16 protein-coding genes are annotated in these 20,022 nt (G+C 41.7%); all 16 read left to right on the top strand.

What is annotated here, in order from left to right; all coding sequences use genetic code 11:
* Position 1 precedes the first annotated feature (1 nt).
* Complete coding sequence (gene ispG / locus ACQ4KW_RS12160) at positions 2–1,051, top strand: flavodoxin-dependent (E)-4-hydroxy-3-methylbut-2-enyl-diphosphate synthase (protein ID WP_430882749.1); 1,050 nt, start codon at positions 2–4, stop codon at positions 1,049–1,051.
* Positions 1,052–1,059: 8 nt separating this feature from the next.
* Positions 1,060–5,406 (top strand): PolC-type DNA polymerase III, encoded by a 4,347-nt coding sequence (locus ACQ4KW_RS12155; RefSeq protein ID WP_430882748.1) that lies wholly within the window; start codon positions 1,060–1,062, stop codon positions 5,404–5,406.
* A gap of 493 nt (positions 5,407–5,899) precedes the next feature.
* Complete coding sequence (gene rimP, locus ACQ4KW_RS12150; protein WP_430882747.1) at positions 5,900–6,379, top strand: ribosome maturation factor RimP; 480 nt, start codon at positions 5,900–5,902, stop codon at positions 6,377–6,379.
* Positions 6,380–6,448: 69 nt separating this feature from the next.
* The gene (gene nusA / locus ACQ4KW_RS12145; protein WP_430882746.1) at positions 6,449–7,651 is read left to right on the top strand and encodes a transcription termination factor NusA; all 1,203 of its coding nucleotides are present in this window, start codon (positions 6,449–6,451) and stop codon (positions 7,649–7,651) included.
* 17 nt (positions 7,652–7,668) lie between these two features.
* Positions 7,669–7,941, top strand: coding sequence for an RNase P modulator RnpM (rnpM, locus tag ACQ4KW_RS12140; RefSeq protein WP_430882745.1), 273 nt, complete (start codon positions 7,669–7,671; stop codon positions 7,939–7,941).
* A complete protein-coding gene (locus tag ACQ4KW_RS12135; RefSeq protein ID WP_430882744.1) occupies positions 7,931–8,236 on the top strand; it encodes a L7Ae/L30e/S12e/Gadd45 family ribosomal protein in 306 nt (101 codons plus the stop codon). Before rnpM ends, ACQ4KW_RS12135 begins: the two co-directional genes overlap by 11 nt.
* Before the next feature lie 31 nt (positions 8,237–8,267).
* A complete protein-coding gene (gene infB / locus ACQ4KW_RS12130) occupies positions 8,268–10,409 on the top strand; it encodes a translation initiation factor IF-2 (RefSeq protein WP_430882743.1) in 2,142 nt (713 codons plus the stop codon).
* Between the two features lie 23 nt (positions 10,410–10,432).
* The gene (gene rbfA, locus ACQ4KW_RS12125; RefSeq protein WP_430882742.1) at positions 10,433–10,834 is read left to right on the top strand and encodes a 30S ribosome-binding factor RbfA; all 402 of its coding nucleotides are present in this window, start codon (positions 10,433–10,435) and stop codon (positions 10,832–10,834) included.
* Entirely contained in the window at positions 10,824–11,786 is a 963-nt protein-coding gene (locus ACQ4KW_RS12120) for a DHH family phosphoesterase (protein ID WP_430882741.1), read from the top strand. Before rbfA ends, ACQ4KW_RS12120 begins: the two co-directional genes overlap by 11 nt.
* A 1-nt stretch (position 11,787) precedes the next feature.
* On the top strand, positions 11,788–12,690 hold the full coding sequence (truB, locus tag ACQ4KW_RS12115; RefSeq protein ID WP_430882740.1) for a tRNA pseudouridine(55) synthase TruB: 903 nt from the start codon (positions 11,788–11,790) through the stop codon (positions 12,688–12,690).
* A gap of 59 nt (positions 12,691–12,749) precedes the next feature.
* Complete coding sequence (locus ACQ4KW_RS12110; protein ID WP_430882739.1) at positions 12,750–13,676, top strand: bifunctional riboflavin kinase/FAD synthetase; 927 nt, start codon at positions 12,750–12,752, stop codon at positions 13,674–13,676.
* Positions 13,677–13,834: 158 nt separating this feature from the next.
* Entirely contained in the window at positions 13,835–14,098 is a 264-nt protein-coding gene (rpsO, locus tag ACQ4KW_RS12105; protein ID WP_430886570.1) for a 30S ribosomal protein S15, read from the top strand.
* Between the two features lie 421 nt (positions 14,099–14,519).
* Positions 14,520–16,682 (top strand): polyribonucleotide nucleotidyltransferase, encoded by a 2,163-nt coding sequence (pnp, locus tag ACQ4KW_RS12100; protein ID WP_430882738.1) that lies wholly within the window; start codon positions 14,520–14,522, stop codon positions 16,680–16,682.
* A gap of 309 nt (positions 16,683–16,991) precedes the next feature.
* On the top strand, positions 16,992–18,344 hold the full coding sequence (locus ACQ4KW_RS12095; protein WP_430882737.1) for a M16 family metallopeptidase: 1,353 nt from the start codon (positions 16,992–16,994) through the stop codon (positions 18,342–18,344).
* A gap of 25 nt (positions 18,345–18,369) precedes the next feature.
* Positions 18,370–18,804 (top strand): dUTP diphosphatase, encoded by a 435-nt coding sequence (gene dut / locus ACQ4KW_RS12090; RefSeq protein WP_430882736.1) that lies wholly within the window; start codon positions 18,370–18,372, stop codon positions 18,802–18,804.
* 9 nt (positions 18,805–18,813) lie between these two features.
* Positions 18,814–20,022, top strand: coding sequence for an aspartate kinase (gene dapG, locus ACQ4KW_RS12085; RefSeq protein ID WP_430882735.1), 1,209 nt, complete (start codon positions 18,814–18,816; stop codon positions 20,020–20,022).

Raw genomic sequence — 20,022 nt, 5'->3', positions numbered from 1 at the left:
CATGTTAAGACGACAAACTAGACAAGTTATGGTCGGAAATGTCCCTGTTGGAGGTCATGCCCCGATCACGGTTCAGTCAATGACAAATACAGATACCAGAGATGTTGAAGCGACAGTGGACCAAATACTGAGACTCGAAGAAGCGGGTTGTGAAATTATTCGTGTGGCAGTGCCTGACATGGAGGCTGCCAAGAAACTGTCTCAGATTAAAAGTCAAATTCACATTCCACTTGTGGCAGACATACATTTCGACTACAAGTTGGCCCTTGAAGCCGTTAGGCAAGGTGTTGACAAACTCCGCATCAATCCTGGTAACATTGGAGACAAATCCCGTGTCATGGAGGTTGTTGAGGCGGCTAAGTCCGCAGGTATTCCTATAAGGATAGGGGTCAATGGGGGGTCGCTGGAAAAGCGACTCATTGAAAAGTACGGCAAGGTTTGCGCACCAGCACTTGTGGAGAGCGCTATGGAGCACATTAAACAACTCGAAGCCCTAGGGTTTTATGATATTATTGTGGCACTTAAGTCTTCTGACATTGAGCTGACCCTGGAAGCTTATAAAATGCTTGCAGATGAAGTGACGTACCCATTCCATATAGGGATCACAGAATCGGGTACAAAATTCAGGGGGACAATTAAATCTTCCATTGGTGTTGGAGCCCTTCTTCTAAATGGACTCGGAGACACCCTCAGAATTTCATTAACAGGTGATCCGGTGGAAGAGGTCAAGGTAGGACGAGAGATTTTATCATCAATGGGTATAAGAGAGTTCGGAATTCGATTAATTTCTTGCCCAACCTGTGGACGATGCCAGGTGAATCTTGATAAAATAGCAAGTGAAGTGGAAAAACGCATAGAAAATATAGACAAATCGCTGACCTTAGCAGTTATGGGCTGTGCAGTCAATGGTCCAGGAGAAGCGCGGGAAGCTGATATAGGCATTGCATCCGGTCGTGGGGAAGCCCTCATTTTTATTAAGGGCGAGATCGTACGCAAGGTTAAAGAAGAAGAAATTGTTGATGCTTTAATGGAAGAAATAGAAAAAATGTAGGTGAGCTAATGTCTGAGATACAGACGGGGGGATTCAGCACGACTTTAAATGCGTGCCTGGGTCCAAGCGATATTTCAATCAAGGAAATAAAATATATAAAACAGCTGAAACAACTTCAGCTGTTTTTTGAGACTGATGGTGAGGTGGATCCACAGTCGAGGGATAAGCTTTTGAGACAGGTCAAAACTGACCTTCCGCCAGTTGAGGACATAAAGATTTATGTGAGTTTTAACTGGCCGAAGAACAATGTGGACGAAGTCGTGGAAAAGTACTGGCCGACGGTGATCTGGATGACATCTAAAATATGTCCAGGTCTTAATGGCATGCTTAAAGAAATGCGACCTGAACTTAAAACGGGAACCCTGGAGATTCATATGCCAGATGAATTTTCCATACGACAATTGCGCCAAAAAAACTGTGAAAAATTGATCAGCCAGCAAATCCAAAGAGAACTGGACTTATCTCTTGGTGTTGAACTTATATATGACCATGCCCGTCATGAAAGTCACATGATTCAATTTGAAGAGAATAAACAAACAAAGGCACGACAAGCGATGGAGACGGCCAAAGTTGAACGTCAGAAGAACATATCAGAGCAGTCAAGCAAACCAGCCCAGGGTGGAGGTGGCGGCTTTGGTGGTGGAGATGGTGGATTTTCTAAACGTAAAGCACCTAAGGAGAAGCCAGCCCACGTTATATATAGACGTGAAATCAAACGTTCGCCTGTTCCGATTAAGGGCAATATGGAAGAAGAGTCTATTGTCTGCTATGAAGGCAAGGTGTTTGAAAAAGACACAAGAGAACTCCGAAGTGGGAAAAAGCTCATTTCTTTTGCCATAACAGACTACACATACTCGATAAACTGCAAAATATTTGCCAAGCCTGAAGAGGCGGAAGAACTGGAAAATGCCATAAAAAAAGGTGTTTGGTATAAGGTTGAAGGCAATATACGCTACGACTCCTTTGAGAAAGAACTTATGATGTTTGTCATGAATATCAATGAAGGCAAGGTCGAGAAACTGAGAATGGACAATGCGCAAGAAAAACGTGTTGAACTCCATATGCATACCAATATGTCAGATATGGATGGTGTGGCATCGGTTAAAGAGCTGGTAGCCACTGCTGATCGGTGGGGTCATAAGGCTGTTGCTATTACAGACCACGGTGTCCTTCAAGCCTTCCCCGATGGCATGCATGCTTCGGATGGAAAAGATATAAAAGTCCTTTATGGTGTTGAAGGCTATCTATTCAATGACGATGCCCAGGTTATAAAAAAGACCAATGACAAAGATATGAAACAAACCTTTGTCGTTTATGACATTGAAACCACGGGTTTGTCATTTAAACACGACATGATTACGGAAATCGGTGCTGTAAAGGTAAAGAATGGTGAAATTATAGATTCTTATAGTGCCCTTGTTAATCCAGAAAGACCTATACCGGCTAAAATTGTTGAAATCACAGGCATTACAGATGACATGGTGGCAGATAAGCCTAAAATTGACCAAGTTCTTCCTGGTTTTTTAGACTTTGTGGGTGACAGTCCGGTAGTGGCTCATAACGCCAGTTTTGATGTGAGCTTTATCAAGGCACAAGCAGACAAGTTGGGTTTACCATTTGAACCTGTTGTTCTGGATACCCTAACGCTTGCTCGACTGCTTCTTAAAGATATGAAGCGACACAAGCTCAACCAGGTGGCAAAAAAGTTAAAAATAAAACTTGAAAATCACCATAGGGCTGTAGACGATGCCATGGCCACTGCAAAAATATTCTGTCGATTCATTTCCATGCTGGATGACATGGGCATCACCGACATGGATGGCATCAATGAACTGGGTCTTGAAGAACTGGACTATAAGAGTGCTGAAACCTATCATGTGATAATTCTTGTGAAGAATCAGAGGGGACTAAAGAGTCTTTATAACCTCGTGAGTCACTCGAACACGAAGACCTTCTACAGAAGGCCGAGGATTCCTAAGTCTCTACTGTCCAAGTACAGGGAAGACTTTATCATTGGTTCGGCATGTGAAGCTGGAGAGCTTTTTAGGGCTATACTTTCCAATAAAACGGAAGAGGAAATTGAAGCTGTTGCCAAATATTATGATTATCTTGAAATTCAACCAGTTGGCAACAACAATTTTATGATAGATAAGGGAATTGCCAAAGATGAAGAGGAACTTCGTGACATGAACCGCTATATAGTTTCTCTTGGTGAAAAACTTGATATTCCAGTTGCTGCAACAGGGGATGTCCACTTCCTCAACCCTGAGGATGAGGTTTACAGACGAATTATTATGGCGGGCAAAGGGTTTTCAGATGCTGATAATCAGCCGCCCCTATACTTCAGAACCACGGATGATATGCTAAGAGAGTTCAGTTATCTTGGTGTTCAAAAGGCCCATGAGGTTGTTATCGGTGTACCAAATCAAATTGCTGACAGCATTGATGAAATCCTTCCGATTCCTAAGGAGACTTATCCACCACGTATTGAAGGATCAGACGAAGAGCTTAGGGAAATGTGTTTCAAAAAAGCCAGAAGCATTTATGGGGATGACCTTCCAGAAATCGTTGAAGAACGTCTGGAAGCGGAACTGAATTCCATTATTAGTAATGGATATTCTGTTATGTATATCATTGCTCAAAAGCTTGTTGTTAAATCTCTTGAAGACGGTTATCTTGTTGGGTCGCGTGGTTCCGTAGGGTCATCTTTTGCGGCAACCATGTCAGACATCACTGAAGTTAACCCACTGCCACCACACTATGTTTGTAAAAACTGCAAGCACTCGACTTTTATTACAGATGGCAGCATCGGTTCAGGTGTCGATTTGCCTGATCGAGACTGTCCGGAGTGTGGAACGGCTTATACAAAAGAGGGACATGACATACCATTTGCGACCTTCCTTGGTTTCGATGGTGACAAGGAACCCGATATTGACCTTAACTTCGCCGGCGTGTATCAGGCCACATCACATAAATATACAGAAGAACTCTTTGGTACGGGCTATGTCTATAAGGCAGGCACCATTGGCACCATTGCAGAGAAAACCGCCTTTGGTTATGTAAAGAAATACTTTGAAGAGCGGGGTATAGAAAATGTCAACAATAAGGAAATTATACGTCTAGCCCAGGGCTGTACTGGAATCAAAAGGACATCAGGTCAGCATCCTGGTGGGATCATGGTTATTCCTGACTATAAGGAAGCGTCAGATTTCACACCGATACAGTATCCTGCAAACGATGTGAACTGTGGTGTTTTAACAACCCACTTTGATTATCATTCTATTTCAGGACGTATACTAAAGCTTGATATACTGGGACACGACGTTCCGACCATCATTCGTCAACTGGAAGACATCACTGGGGTCAACATTTTTGATGTGCCCCTAGATGATCAAGAGACAGTTAAGATATTTACGACCATCGATTCTTTAAATATTCTCGATAAAGATTATCCTCTGGATATTGGATCGTTGGGGATTCCAGAGTTTGGAACCCGATTTGTTCGTCAAATGCTTGATGATACTAAACCATCAACCTTTGCTGATCTGGTTCGTATTTCTGGTCTGTCGCACGGTACGGATGTGTGGTTGAACAATGCACAGGACCTTGTAAGAAACGGGACTGTCGAAATCAAAGACGTTATTTCAACCCGTGATGATATCATGGTTTATCTAATGTATCAGGGTCTGCCGCCAATAAAGGCCTTCACAATTATGGAGAAGGTTCGTAAAGGCAAGGGCCTGACTGAAGAAGATATTGCCCTTATGAAGGAAAACAATGTGCCGGAGTGGTATATTTGGTCATGTGAACAGATCAAGTACATGTTCCCAAAAGCCCATGCCGTTGCATATGTAATGATGTCTTTTAGAATTGCTTACTTTAAAGTGCACTATCCACTGGCCTTCTATGCGACCCATTATGGTATTAAGGTGGACGACTTTGATGCTCACTTGTTTTGTCAGGGCAAGGCGGCTGTTGCAGCCAAAATGAGAGAACTGGAAGCTATGGACATGAATATGTCAAAGAAGGAACAAGACCTTTATACAATTCTTGAGATTGTTAGAGAAATGTATGCCCGTGGCTATGAATTCCTTAAGGTAGATCTATACCAGTCTGATGCAACACAGTTTAAAATTGTCGATGGAAAAATCCTGCCACCATTCCAAGCCCTTCAAGGTGTTGGAGAAAACGCTGCAAGAGCCCTTGTTGAGGCTGTGAAAATGGGAGAAATACTTTCTATTCAGGACTTGAGAACAAAGTCTAAGGCAACCAAAACAGTTATAGAGGCTTTACGCGAACATGGATGTCTGGAAGGTTTACCAGAGGACAATCAGCTGTCACTCTTCGGTATTTAGAAGGCTTTGCGTCTTATTTTTACGCCGGGTTGTGATTCAAAGAAAGACCGTGTGCTAGAGGGTGCATATATTATATGTAGACACTTGTCAAACCTCATTTGCATAGTTTTCCAACCTATGTTATACTTTTATAGGACAAACAAGAAAGATCAGTGAAGAAGAGTGGGCCGCTAGCCCACTCTTTTGTAATGGTATGGCTAAAATGTAAGAAGGATCAGGGCAATTTATTTAGAAAAAACCATATCGTGATGGATTTTTTTGGTTTAAATTGGTTTTAAATAGGGTCTATTATACCCATTAGGCGTTTGTAATATGACAGCTTCACGTCATCACTACAGCATATATAGAATTTTACAGTATTAAGATCTATATATGCTATAGTGATGACCTTTAAGTGATATTTAGCAAGTCGCTTAGCCATAAGCACTGCATCTTATTTGCACGTGACAGTAGAACAATTTAATAAAAAATTTAATAAAGGAGGTAAATCTACATGAAGAGAAGAAAAGGCAGTAAAAAAAGAGTGGTTGAACTTGTTCGTGAATTGATTGAGGGATACTGCACAGAAAATGACCTTGAGATTGTAGACATTGAGTTCGTTAAAGAAGGTCCCCACAGATACCTTCGCATCATAATCGATAAAGAAGATGGCATTGGTCTTGACGACTGCGGTCTTGTTAGCAAGTTTCTTAATAAGAAGCTTGATGAAGTCGATCCTATTGAAGAAAACTATTTTCTTGAAGTCACATCACCAGGCGTTGAACGTCAACTAAAAAAAGATGAAGACTTTGAAAAATATGCTGGCAAGCAAGTTCAGGCCAATCTATTTCAGCCAATTGATGGTGAAAAGGTTATTCAGGGTAAGCTTATCGGTTTAAAAGATAATAAAATCATTCTTGAAAGAGATGATTCTAGTACAGTTGATATTCCCAAATCAAAAGCGGCGGTCGTTAAGCTGCTTGTTACTTTCTAACCAGGGCTTTTGGTTGCATAAGCAGCAAAGGCCTAGTTGTATTTGATTACAATAAAGGAGGCGCATAAAGTGAAAGCTGAATTGTTTGAAGCGCTAGAGCAAATCGAAAAGGAAAAAGGCATAAGCAAAGAAATCCTTCTTGAAACGATGGAAGCAGCTCTTATTACTGCATTTAAGAAAAACTTCGGTTCGTCACAGAATGTACGTGTTCATATCGATTCTGAATCCGGCGAATTTCAGGTTTTCTCATTAAGAGAAGTTGTGGAAGAGTCTATGGATGATTTCACTGAAATTTCACTTGACGAAGCAAGACTTGAAAATCCAAACTATGAAATTGGCGATTTTGTTGAAGAAGAAGTTACACCACGTAACTTTGGACGTATTGCAGCACAGACTGCAAAGCAGGTGGTTGTACAAAGACTGCGTGAAGCTGAAAGATCAATCGTATTCGATGAGTTTAGCAACCGCGAATCTGAAATCATAAATGGTCAGGTTCAAAGAATGTCAAAGGGTACAATCTATATTAACCTAGGCCGTACTGAGGCCATCCTACTGCCTTCTGAGCAAATTCCTGGTGAAACATACGGCCAGGCTCAAAGGATTAAGTCTTTTATCGTTGAAGTTAAGAAGACACCAAAAGGGCCACAGGTTCTTGTTTCAAGAACGCATCCAGGTCTTGTGAAAAGACTATTTGAACTGGAAGTGCCTGAGATTTATAACGGTGAAGTCGAAATTAGATCTATCTCCCGTGAAGCGGGTTCAAGAACAAAGATCGCTGTTTATTCACCGCTTGAAGACATTGATCCAGTTGGATCGTGCGTTGGTCAAAAAGGCGTTCGTGTTCAGTCTGTTGTCAATGAACTTGGTGGCGAGAAAATCGACATCATCAAGTGGAGTGAAGATCCAGCAGAATTTATTTCTAACTCTCTTAGCCCATCAAAGGTTGAGCGCGTTGAAGTGAAAGAAGATGAAAAAAGTGCCCTTGTTGTCGTACCGGACTACCAACTGTCTCTTGCCATTGGTAAAGAGGGGCAGAATGCCCGCCTAGCGGCTAAGTTGACAGGCTGGAAAATTGACATCAAGAGTGAAACTCAGTATGAAGAATACCTTGAACAACTGGCAAATATGCCAGAAGATCCAGAAACAGAAGCTGTTGAAGAAAATGATCTTCCGGTGGAAGACACAGGTCTAGAGGTTGACACTGAGGATGTTATCGAAAACACTGAAGTGACTGATCTTCCAGAAGATTTGGAAGATGAGATCCTTGAATAGAGAGGCTAGGGATTCCCATGCAAAAGAAGAAAATACCACTTCGTAAATGCGTTGGATGCAATGAACAAAAGCCGAAAAAGGAATTGATCCGCATCGTACGTAACAAAGACGGCGAAATGAGTGTGGACTTCACAGGCAAGGCTCACGGTCGAGGGGCATACATCTGCCACGATGTGGACTGTCTGAAGAAGGCTGAGAAGAAAAAATCTCTTAACCGCGCATTTAGTTGTGAAGTGGATCAGGAAATTTTTGAGAAACTCTATAAGGAGCTTGAAGCCCATGATAAATAATAAGTTCTTATCACTTTTGGGCTTTGCGCATAAGTCTAGAAACCTTGTAACAGGTGAAGACACATGCAGAATGAACATTAAAAAGGATGCCATTAAACTGCTTTTTATAGCAGGGGATGCATCTGACAATACAAAAGATCGTTTTTTACATCTATGCAAAAGCAGAAATATTCCGGTACGGATTATAGAAGATAGAGACACTCTTTCTTCAGCAATAGGCAAGGTGAACCGAACTGTTTTCGGGGTCACCGACCAAAAATTTGCCGAGGAGATGCTCAAAGCTTTGGATGCGTAGATGACACGTAGAATTTCCGGAGGTGAGCGAATTGTCCAAAACTCGTATTTACCAACTCGCAAAAGATTTAGGCGTTTCCAGCAAGGAAATGATAGAAAAGCTCAAAGAATTTGATATTGAAGTGGCAAATCACATGAGCGCACTTGATGATGACGAAGCTGAATTGATCACAGAATTTTATTCTGGTGGCGATAAAGCTGAAGAAGCTGTCGTTGAAGAAGATGAAGAAGATTTTGATGATGATTCAGAAGAGAGTCAAGCGGCTCGTGATCGTCTGAAAATTGACCTTCAAGCCATTGAAGATGAAGAGTTCGAAAAGAAAGAACGCAATATTAAAAAGTCAAAATCTAAAAAGAAAAGAAAACAAAAGCGTGGCAAGTATAAGCAAGAGCATCAAGCTGCTGAAAAGGCTGAAGCTGAAAGCGGTGTAATCCGTGTAGGAGATACAATCATGGTATCTGACCTGGCTGAAAAGCTTGGTAAGCAAGCCAATCAGCTGATTGTGAAGCTTATGCAACTTGGCGTAATGGCTGCAGTGAATGAAGAAATTGACTTTGAAACGGCTGAACTTCTGGCAACGGATTTCGGTCTTGAAATTGAAAAAGAAAAAGCCATTGATGATGTGGATCTGTTTAACCTGGATCAAGATGACCCGGTTGAGTCTCTTAAGAAGAGAGCCCCAGTTGTAACAGTAATGGGTCACGTTGACCACGGTAAGACATCACTTCTTGATGCTATCCGTTCATCAAAGGTTGCAGACGCCGAAGCTGGCGGAATCACACAGCATATTGGTGCATCTGAAGTTGTACACAATGGTGAAAAAATTGTATTCCTAGATACACCGGGTCATGAGGCGTTTACAACTCTTCGTGCGCGTGGTGCAAAAGTTACAGATATTGCCATTCTGGTTGTTGCAGCTGATGATGGTGTTATGCCTCAGACAATCGAGGCCATTGACCATGCCAAGGCAGCAGGTGTTCCGATAATTGTTGCTATTAACAAAATTGATAAAAACAATGCCAACCCAGATCGCGTAAAGCAAGAGCTTTCTGAGCGTGGTATTCTTATTGAAGAGTGGGGCGGCGACGTCATTTCAGTTCCAGTGTCTGCACTGAAACGTGAAGGCATCGATGAACTGCTTGAAAATGTACTTCTAGTTGCTGAAATGCAGGAACTAAAAGCAAACCCTGATCGTCCAGCGGTGGGCACGATCATTGAAGCCAAAGTGGAAAAAGGCCGTGGTACTGTAACGTCTGTTCTTATTGAAAAAGGTCAGATGAAAATTGGTGACTCGGTTATTGCAGGTACGACTTACGGACGTATTCGTGCTATGCACAACCATGTAGGCAAACAAATTAAAGAAGTTGGACCAGCATCGGCAGTGGAAATTATGGGACTGAACGAAATTCCGCAAGCTGGTGACAAGCTATATGTTGTTAGTGATGACAGACTGGCTAGAACCATTGCAGAAAAACGTGCGGCTGACATGCGTCAGAACAACCTGTCTGAAACAAAGCATATTTCTCTTGAAGATCTATTTGCTCAGATTCAAACAGGGGAAGTTCAAGACCTGAACATTATCATCAAGGCAGATGTACATGGCTCTGTAGAAGCCCTTCGCGGTTCTTTACTAAAACTTTCTAATGAGGAAGTTAAAGTCAATATCATCCATGCTAATGTTGGTACTGTAACGGAATCTGATATTCTACTGGCATCTGCATCAAATGCTATTATTATTGGCTTTAATGTACGTCCTGCTACAGCTGTTAAGAATATGGCTGAACGTGAAGCGGTGGAGCTAAAAACTTACCGTATCATTTACAATGCTATTGACGACATTGAAAAAGCAATGACGGGTATGCTTGCACCTGAATACAAAGAAGTTGTTCTGGGCCATATCGAAGTTCGTGATACGTTCAAGGTGCCTAATGTTGGCGTAATCGCAGGCGGTTATGTTAAAGAGGGTAAAGTTGTTCGTAACGCACAAATTAGACTGGCGCGTGAAGGCATTGTTGTTCACGAAGGCAAAATTGCATCCCTAAGAAGATTCAAAGACGATGTAAAAGAAGTTGCTACAGGCTACGAATGTGGTATCAGTATAGAGAACTACAATGATATCAAAGAAGGCGATATCATCGAAGCATTTATTATTGAGGAAATTCCACGCGGATAGTCTTTCATAAAGAGGTGATCTAAGTGAGTAAACCTAGAAGCAAAAGAATCTCTGAAGAGATTAGAAAAATTGTAGCGGAAGTTATTCGAAATGACATTAAGGATCCTCGCGTATCTAAAATGGCTACGGTAACTGGTGTGGAAACAACACGTGACCTACGCTATGCTACAATATATGTCAGCGTATTTGATGACGATGACATGAAGCAAAAAACAATTGAAGGTCTGAATCGAGCGAAAGGATTTGTCCGTCGTGCTATTGGTGATCAACTGGATGTGCGTTACACGCCAGAACCAATTTTCAAGCTTGACGAATCTATAGAGAATGCGATTCACCTGTCAAAAATAATTCGTGAAGTTCAACCGGAAGCCCCGCAAGAGGCTGAAGAAGAAGATCAAGTCGAGGATGAAGAGGATGAAGAATAATCCGTTAAAATCATTTGATATTACGGAGACGTCCATAGTTATCCTGCCGCATATCAGTCCGGATGGAGACACACTGGGTTCGGCTGTGGCACTTTATGAATATTTGAGAGCAAATAATGAAAGGGTTTGGATTGTCTTAGATGATCCAATCCCTTTCAATCTCAATTTCTTAAATGTGCCGGCAATATCTGAAAAGGCGTTCACGGAAAAAAATATCAAACCCGACCTCCTATTTTGTGTAGATTCCAGTGATCTTGGTCGCCTGGGGGCGCGCCAAGACATGCTTCGAAGCGCTGGAACGACGATCAATATTGATCATCATAAAACAAATATCAATTATGCTGACCATAATGTTGTTGATGCTGAAGCGTCATCAACGGGTGAACTTATGTATGAATTGATTGTGGATGCTGGTGGGAAGATAACAAAAGAAATTGCTCAGGCAGTCTATGTAGCTATTTCTACAGATACGGGCAGTTTTAAGTATTCCAATACAAGTGCGAAAACTATGAAGATCTCAGGTGCATTGATTGATGCGGGTGTTGATCTCAACTATATAAATACAGAACTTTACCAGAATAAACCCTTAGAGAAAATTCTGGTTTTAAAAGCGGCTATGAAAAATATGCGACTGATTGATGACGGTAAATTGGCGGTCACTTATGTCAGTCTTGAAGACATGAAGGCCTTTGGGATTGAAACCCTGGACACAGATGGTATATCTGAATTTTTCAGGGACATACATGGTGTTGAAGTGGTCATTCTTCTCAAGGAGAAAGAGCGGAATGTCTTTAAGGGAAGTTTGAGGTCTAAGTATGACTTTGATGTGGCCAAATTATCGCTAGCCTATGGTGGCGGCGGTCATACCAAGGCTGCTGGACTGACTATATATGGTGAACTTGAACCTTCTATAGATAGACTTGTCGCAACCTACTTTGAAATGGTGGGATAATATGCAGGGAGTATTAAATATAATTAAACCTCCACATATGACATCACACGATGTCGTGGCAATAGCAAGGCGATGCTTGGGGACTAAGAAAATTGGTCATACAGGAACCCTTGACCCAATGGCAGCGGGCGTTCTTCCTATTTGTGTGGGACGGGCGACCAAAATTGTCGATCTCATTCAGGATGATAAAAAGACCTACCGGTGTGAATTGACACTTGGCGCTGTCACTGATACCCAAGATGTTTGGGGTCAAGTTCTGGAACGTTTTGACTATCAAGGTGTTACAGAAGAAGACGTTAAAGTCGCTGCGAAGAAGTTCATTGGCGAAATTGACCAGGTGCCACCCATGTATTCAGCTCTTAAGGTCAATGGAAAAAAACTTTACGAGCTTGCACGTGAAGGGGTCACCGTGGAGAGAAAATCAAGGCGTAGAACCATTTACAATATAGATTTCTTAAGAATGACAGGCAATAAGGTGTGGCTGGATGTGGAGTGTTCGAAGGGGACTTATATCCGCACACTTTGTCACGATATAGGCCACTTGCTTGGTTGTGGTGCCCATATGTCCTTTTTATTAAGGACTGCGACTGGGATATTCAATTTGGACAACGGCGTCGAAGTGGAAATGCTTCACCGCATGAAAAACAATCCTGACTTAATAGATAAACATATGCTTTCGGTGGATAAGGCCCTGGCAAAGCTTCCAGCAGCCAGCGTTCCAAAGTCCATTGAATCAAAACTTAAAAATGGTGTGCGTTTAGACTTGTCAGGGTATTGTCCAAGTGAAGCAAAGATCCAGGATCAGCTTGTTCGGGTTTATATCGAAGACGAATTTCTAGGCACTGCAAGGTGTCGGTCTGTTGACCCATTTGATGTTAAAATGGAAAAACTCTTCAATATATAACAATGTCAAAGTCTAGACAATGATGTACTTACGATGGTCTAGCAAAGTCAGGTGATGAAATGGAAATCATTCGAGATATTAGTGAACTCTCTAAAGTGACGGATAATACAGGCGTTGCCCTAGGAACCTTTGACGGGCTGCATATCGGTCATCAAGAAGTCATAAGAACGATGATTTTGAATTGTCAAAGACGTAATCTTAAAAGCTGTGTGTTTACATTTGCAAACCACCCACGGGCGGTGACAACTGCAGGTGGAGCACCGCCAAGAATCCTATCCCTTGATGATAAAATAAAACTTTTAGAGTCTTATGGTGTGGATATATTGGTCCTTTTAAAGTTTGATAAAAAACTTATGAGTATACCGGCAGATGAGTTTGTACGCGATATACTTATACATGGTTTAAATATTAAATATTTGACGGTGGGATTTGACTTCAGATTTGGAAAAGGTGCCAAGGGCAATGTTGATTTACTGCGGGCTTATTCTGAAGATGGTCACTATGCAGTGGATATAGTCGAGCCCATAGAAAATGAAGGGGAAAAAATCAGTTCCTCAATTATACGTGAGCAACTTATGGATGGTCGCGTGGAAGATGTCAACCGACAACTTGGAAGGCATCATCATGTTAGTGGAGAAGTTGTGAAAGGCAAGCGGTTAGGCAATAAAATTGGCTATCCAACGGCCAATCTTAAAATTTCAGCCAATATGACCTTGATTAAGCCAGGGGTTTATGTGACAAAGACGACAGTCAGAGACACGGTTTATTATAGTGTGTCAAATGTGGGCTACAACCCGACCTTTGACCAAAATAGATTCAATTTGGAAACCTATATACTGGACTTTGATAATGACATATATGGTGAAATCATCACTGTGGAGTTTTACACTCGAATTCGTGATGAAATTAAGATGGAATCCCTAGATCAACTCGTCCAGTACATCAAAAAAGATGTGGGCTACACAAGGGAATACTTTAATATATAATTTTTGATATTAAAAGAAACTTTAATATGGCACATTTACAATCTCATGTAATTGTGATAAAATTGCTCTGGTAACCCTGTGCTGTGTCTGTCGATGACACCAACGATCCACACGGCACTTGGCAAAGTATAAAACTATGGAGGTGTAGTCATATGGTAATGACTAAAGAACAAAAACTAGAAATCATCAAAGAGTACGGTACTAAAGAAGGCGATACTGGTTCACCAGAAGTTCAGGTAGCACTACTGACTTTCAGAATCAACCACCTAAACAGTCACCTAAAGACTCATAAGAAGGACCACCACTCAAGAAGAGGTCTTCTAAAGATGGTAGGTCAGCGTCGTCGTCTTCTTAACTTTATCATGAAGAACGATATCGAGCGTTACAGAAATCTAATCGCTCGTCTAGGCCTAAGAAAGTAATGAAAGCTATAGAGCGGGTGTTCCCGCTCTATTCTTTTACAAAAATGACTAAGTCCCAGGTCTGGAATGATCCACCATCATAATTTGATTGTGAAATGAATTGTGGTGATTGATCAGTTCAGACATGTGGCGCAGTGCGCATTAAGATCGAATAGGACTTGTATCTGCAATCCCCTGTTATTCCATATGATGAATAACAGGTACAATAGACTTGTGCAGGTTGGTGCTATGGGGTCAAAATGTCTGCTGAAACAGTATTATTGGTAGCGTTGAGTATGGCTGGGATATGCCCAGATGCTCATGATATGGGAACTGCGGAATCATTTATATTGTCCTACTTTAGAATGCATCAGCGTTCGGCTGGTGGATTTTAAAAGTAGGATGAGTTCCGTAGTATGCCCAATTGAATTAGGAGGTACTCATGGAAAGAGTTATTAAAACATTCCAAACGGAAATTGCTGGTAGATCACTGGAAGTAGAAGTTGGTAAAATCGCAAATCTGGCAAATGGTTCTTGTGTCGTTAAGTATGGTGATACGCACGTTCTTGTTACGGCTACAATGTCAGGCGCTCGTGAAGGCATCGATTTCTTCCCACTTAGTGTAGAATTTGAAGAAAAACTATACTCAGTTGGTAAAATCCCTGGTGGATTCTTAAAGCGTGAAGGTCGTCCAAGTGAGAAGGCTGTTCTTGCAGCACGTCTTATTGATAGACCAATCCGTCCTCTATTCCCAGATGGGTTTAAGAATGAAGTACAAGTTATTGCAACAATTATGTCAGTAGAGCAGGACAATGCACCAGAAATGGCTGCAATGCTAGGATCATCTATTGCTCTATCTATTTCAGATATTCCATTCCATGGCCCAACAGCGTCTGTTACAGTTGGTCTTGTGGACGGAGAATACGTTATTAACCCAACAGTGGAACAGCGTGAAGCGTCTTCTCTAAACCTGATCGTATCTGGTACACGCGATGCGGTTGTAATGGTTGAAGCAGGTGCTGATGTTCTATCTGAATCAGAAATGCTTGAAGCCATCATGTTCGGTCATGATGAAATCAAGAAAATCATTGCCTTCATCGATTCTATCGTGGAAGCTATTGGCAAGGAAAAGCAAGAGTTCGTTCCGCCAGAAGAAAATGAAGACCTCAAAGCTAAGGTTGTTGAGTGGTTAACGCCTAAAATGGATATTGCTGTTCGTGAACCAGGCAAAAAAGAAAGAAATGTTGCTCTAAGTGCTCTAAAAGATGAACTTGTTGCGGCATTTGAAGAAGAACATGAAGAAGAGATGGGTTTTGTTAAAAGCCTGTTCAAGACAGTTGAAAAAGACGTTGTTCGTAAAATGATTACGGAAGAGGGCGTTCGTCCTGATGGTCGTGGCATTACAGATATTCGTCCTGTCTCTGCTGAAATTGGTCTTCTACCAAGAACCCATGGTTCTGGTTTATTCACAAGAGGTCTAACGCAAGCGCTTTCTGTTGCAACGCTTGGTGCTCTTGGTGAAGCACAGCGTATTGATGGTCTTGATGACACTGAGTCTAAGCGCTGGATGCACCACTATAACTTCCCACCATTCTCAGTGGGCGAGACTGGTTTTGCTCGTGTAAACCGTCGTGCAATCGGTCACGGTGCTCTTGGTGAAAGAGCCCTAGTTCCTGTTCTTCCAAGTGAAGAGGACTTCCCGTATACAATCCGTGTTGTATCTGAAGTTGTTACTTGTAATGGTTCAAGTTCACAGGCTTCTATCTGTGGGACATCTCTAGCACTTATGGATGCTGGTGTGCCAATCAAGGCACCTGTTGCTGGTATTGCTATGGGTCTTATCAGTGAAGGTCAAAACATCTCTATCCTATCTGATATTCAGGGTATGGAAGATGCTCTTGGTGATATGGACTTTAAAGTGGCTGGTACAACAGAAGGTATCACAGCTCTTCAAATGGATATTAAGATTGAAGGCCTACCAAGAGAAATCATGGAAAAGGCACTTGAGCAAGCCCGTCAAGGTCGTCTGTTCATCCTAGGTAAAATGACTGAAGTTATTGAAGCGCCTAAGGAAGAAATGTCACCTTACGCTCCACGTGTTATTTCAATGCGTATCAACCCAGACAAGATCCGCGACGTTATTGGACCAGGTGGTAAGGTTGTCACTAGACTGACATCTGAGCACAACTGTAAGATTGACATCAATGATGAAGGTCTTGTTCTAATCACTGCTGAAGATGGTGTTGGTGGAGAAGGTTGCCGTCAGGAAATCGAAATGATCACTAAAGACATCGAAGTGGGCACAATTTACACAGGAAAAATTACAAGAATCATGGACTTCGGTGCATTTGTTGAAGTTCTTCCTGGTAAAGAAGGTCTGGTTCATATTTCACAGCTGACTGTAGAAAGACTTGAAAAAATCACTGACAAGTTCAGCGTTGGTGACGAGCTTCAAGTTAAGTGCGTTGAAATTGATGGACAGGGTCGTGTGAACCTATCTCGTCAAGTTCTTCTTGAAGGCGGACGTCCTTACGAGCCTAAAAAGCCAAGTGGCAACAGAGGTGGCGGAAGAGACAGAAACAACCGTCGTCCAAGACGTGACTAATTAATAGGATCAATCAAGCCTTTAAATAATTGAAATGAAGCCCGAAATTTGAGGAGACTCATATTTCGGGCTTTGATTGTTTTCAGACAAGTTCATTTTCCAATGATTGATAAACATAAATATATTATGTAAACGAATTAACAAATAAGTGACATATTGAAACTTACGGGTGTCAATCGAGCAAAATACCTTTATAATAGTAAGGTAGGCTCTTATTTGAAAATGGCTAGAGATATAGGGACATGCGGTTAGTGCATGTCATAAATATATTTGAATAGGGCCTGAAATTATTTAGCCAACGACAACTTTATGCATTCATTAGGTTTAATGGAGCTAAAGTTCAATGCGTTTAGAATAGAGGATGAAATACGAATGTATGAAACTTTGAAACTTGATAATGGAATTAAAGTGATTGCCCATCCGATTAGCGGGCATAGATCAATTTCCATTGGTATTTGGATTAAGACAGGCTCCATACTGGAAACCCCCGAAAATAATGGTGTTTCACATTTTATTGAGCACATGCTTTTTAAAGGAACAAATACAAGAACTGCAAAGGATATTGCCATGCAGGTGGACGGTCTTGGGGGAGAGCTCAATGCCTTTACCAGCAAAGAATGTACCTGTTTTTATGCCAGAGTTCTTGATGACCACACAGCCATTGCTGTGGACATATTAAACGATATGCTTCAAAATTCCAAATTTGATAATGAAGATATGCGCAAGGAAAAAATGATTATACTGGATGAGATCTTCATGTATGAAGACTCACCTGAGGACTTGGTCTATGATATATTGTCAGATCTGATTTTTAAAGACCATCCTCTGGGGCGTCCAATTTTGGGGTCAGAGTCATCCTTAAAGGGACTTACAAAGGCATCAGTCATTGAGTATATGCAGCAGACATATACGGCGGATCAAATGGTGATCGCTGTTGCAGGACATTACGAAAAAGAGAGTCTTTTCGAGCTGCTCAATAAGACTTTTGGAAAAGCCAAAGTCAAGATGTCTTCAAACAAAACCATAGAGAAGCCTCAATTTCATAGGGGATGGGTTCATAGATGGAGAGATATTGAACAGGTCCATCTCAATATTGGTTATAAGGGGATTCATTTTGAACATGAGGATGCCTATGCTTTACTCATTCTCAATAACATTATTGGCGGCAGTACAAGCTCTAGACTTTTCCAGGTTGTTCGTGAAGACCACGGCCTAAGTTATTCGGTATATTCTCATCCAAGCTTTTATGAGGCCATGGGATTGCTTTCGGTCTATGCGTCTATGAACCCGGAGAATTTGGATCAAATTGTGGAGATTATGCTAGATATTCTATCTGATTTTGCCAGTGGGTCTATCACTGATGATGAAATCAGACAGTCTAAAGAACAGCTCAAGGGCAGTTATATATTAGGGTTAGAAGGCACAGAAAACATCATGAACATGATGGGTAAATCCGTATTATTCACAGACCGTGTGAAATCCACTGAAGAGGTGCTTGAGAAGATTGACACCACTTCACCGGATCGTATACGTGAACTGGCTATAGAAATCCTTACATCAGACCAAATGGCTCTAGCGACCGTTGGGAAAATTGATGATGCAGTTGTGGAAAAAATTTATAAAAAATTTGACGCCTTGAAGGGCAACGTGAAAAGTAAATAGAGATTCATCGCTTCAGGAGGACACAATGAAAGTAAAAATTATTAACAAGTCAGATTTAACACTTCCAAAATACGAAACCCTTGGTTCGGCAGGAATGGACTTGCTAGCAAATGTTGAAACACCAATGACACTACAACCTATGGAGCGGAAACTTGTTCCTACAGGCCTATTTATTGAAATTCCTGAGGGCTATGAAGGTCAGGTCCGCCCAAGAAGCGGTCTGGCTATTAAGCATGGTATCACTCTAATAAACTGCGTGGGAACCATTGACAGTGACTACAGAGGAGAACTTTGCATTCCTATGGTTAATTTAGGAAGTGAGGCCTTTGAAATTAAAAAGGGTGACCGAGTGGCTCAGCTTGTTATTTGTGAGTACAAGAGAGTGGAACTTGTTGAAGTGGAGGAAATTACAGAATCAGATAGAGGCCATGGCGGTTTTGGCTCAACTGGTGTGAACTAGGAGGACCTTATGGGGATTATCGTACAAAAATACGGCGGTACATCTGTGTCGACGGAATCGTCTCGACAAAAAGTGGCTAAGAATGCCATAAGTGCTTTCAATGAAGGCCATCAGGTGGTTGTGGTTGTTTCTGCAATGGGTCGCAAAGGGGCCCCTTATGCAACAGACACTTTAATTGGCTTATATAAAGAAGTTATCAATGAACATGCAACAAGGGAACTAGACCTCCTGATGAGTTGTGGGGAAACCATATCGGCCACAGTTATGGCGGGAACAATTCGGGCACACGGTGTTGACAGTGCTGCAATTACAGGATTTCAGGCCGGTATTGTAACAGATGATATTCACGGAGATGCCAATGTGATTGAAGTGAAGACTGATAAAATTCTTCACCACCTTAAAGCCAATCGAATTGTGGTTGTGACCGGTTTTCAAGGCATCACAAGCTCAGGTGACATAACCACACTTGGTCGAGGTGGAAGTGACACAACCGCAGCCATCCTTGGAGAAGCCCTAGATGCAGACGCCATTGAAATTTATACAGATGTGGATGGTGTCATGACAGCGGACCCAAGACTTGTCCCAGAGGCCAAGGTCATTGGTCAAATAAGCTATGAGGAATGTTATCAGATGGCTGTTGATGGAGCCAAAGTTGTAGACCATAAGGCCGTTGAAGTGGCTCGTAGATCAGGTAAGATTCTTAAAATTAAAAATACCTTTAAGGCCTGCGAAGGAACAACCATCAGCCGTGAAACGGCGGCTATTCCTAAAACAATGCAGCCTAAGATCATCACTGCCATCGCAAGCAAGGATAATATTGTTCAGTTTACAATAAACATTCCTTATGATGATGATAGAAATGAAGCTTTTCTAAATGCCTTTGAAGAAGCGGGCGTGTCCATGGACTTGATCAACTTCTTTGAAGACCAGAAAATTTTTACAATAAATGAGCAGGATCTAGGAAAGGCACATGATATTTTAAATGCTTTGGATTTAGAATATACAACCCTGGAAGACTGTTGCAAGTTAACGGCTGTGGGGTATAAAATTCATGGTGTGCCTGGTGTCATGAAGCGCATTGTTCTATCACTGACAAAGGCTGGCATTGAGATTTTACAGTCGGGTGATTCTCATACGACCATTGCGTGTCTCATTAGAAAGTCGTCACTTGAAAAGGCCATTCAAGCTCTACATAAAGAGTTCCAGTTGAATGACTAG

Source organism: Tianxiuia mixotrophica, from assembly GCF_050596425.1.
In the GTDB taxonomy this organism is placed as follows: Bacteria; Bacillota; Clostridia; order Peptostreptococcales; family Acidaminobacteraceae.
This window is presented reverse-complemented; position numbering and strand designations above follow the sequence as displayed.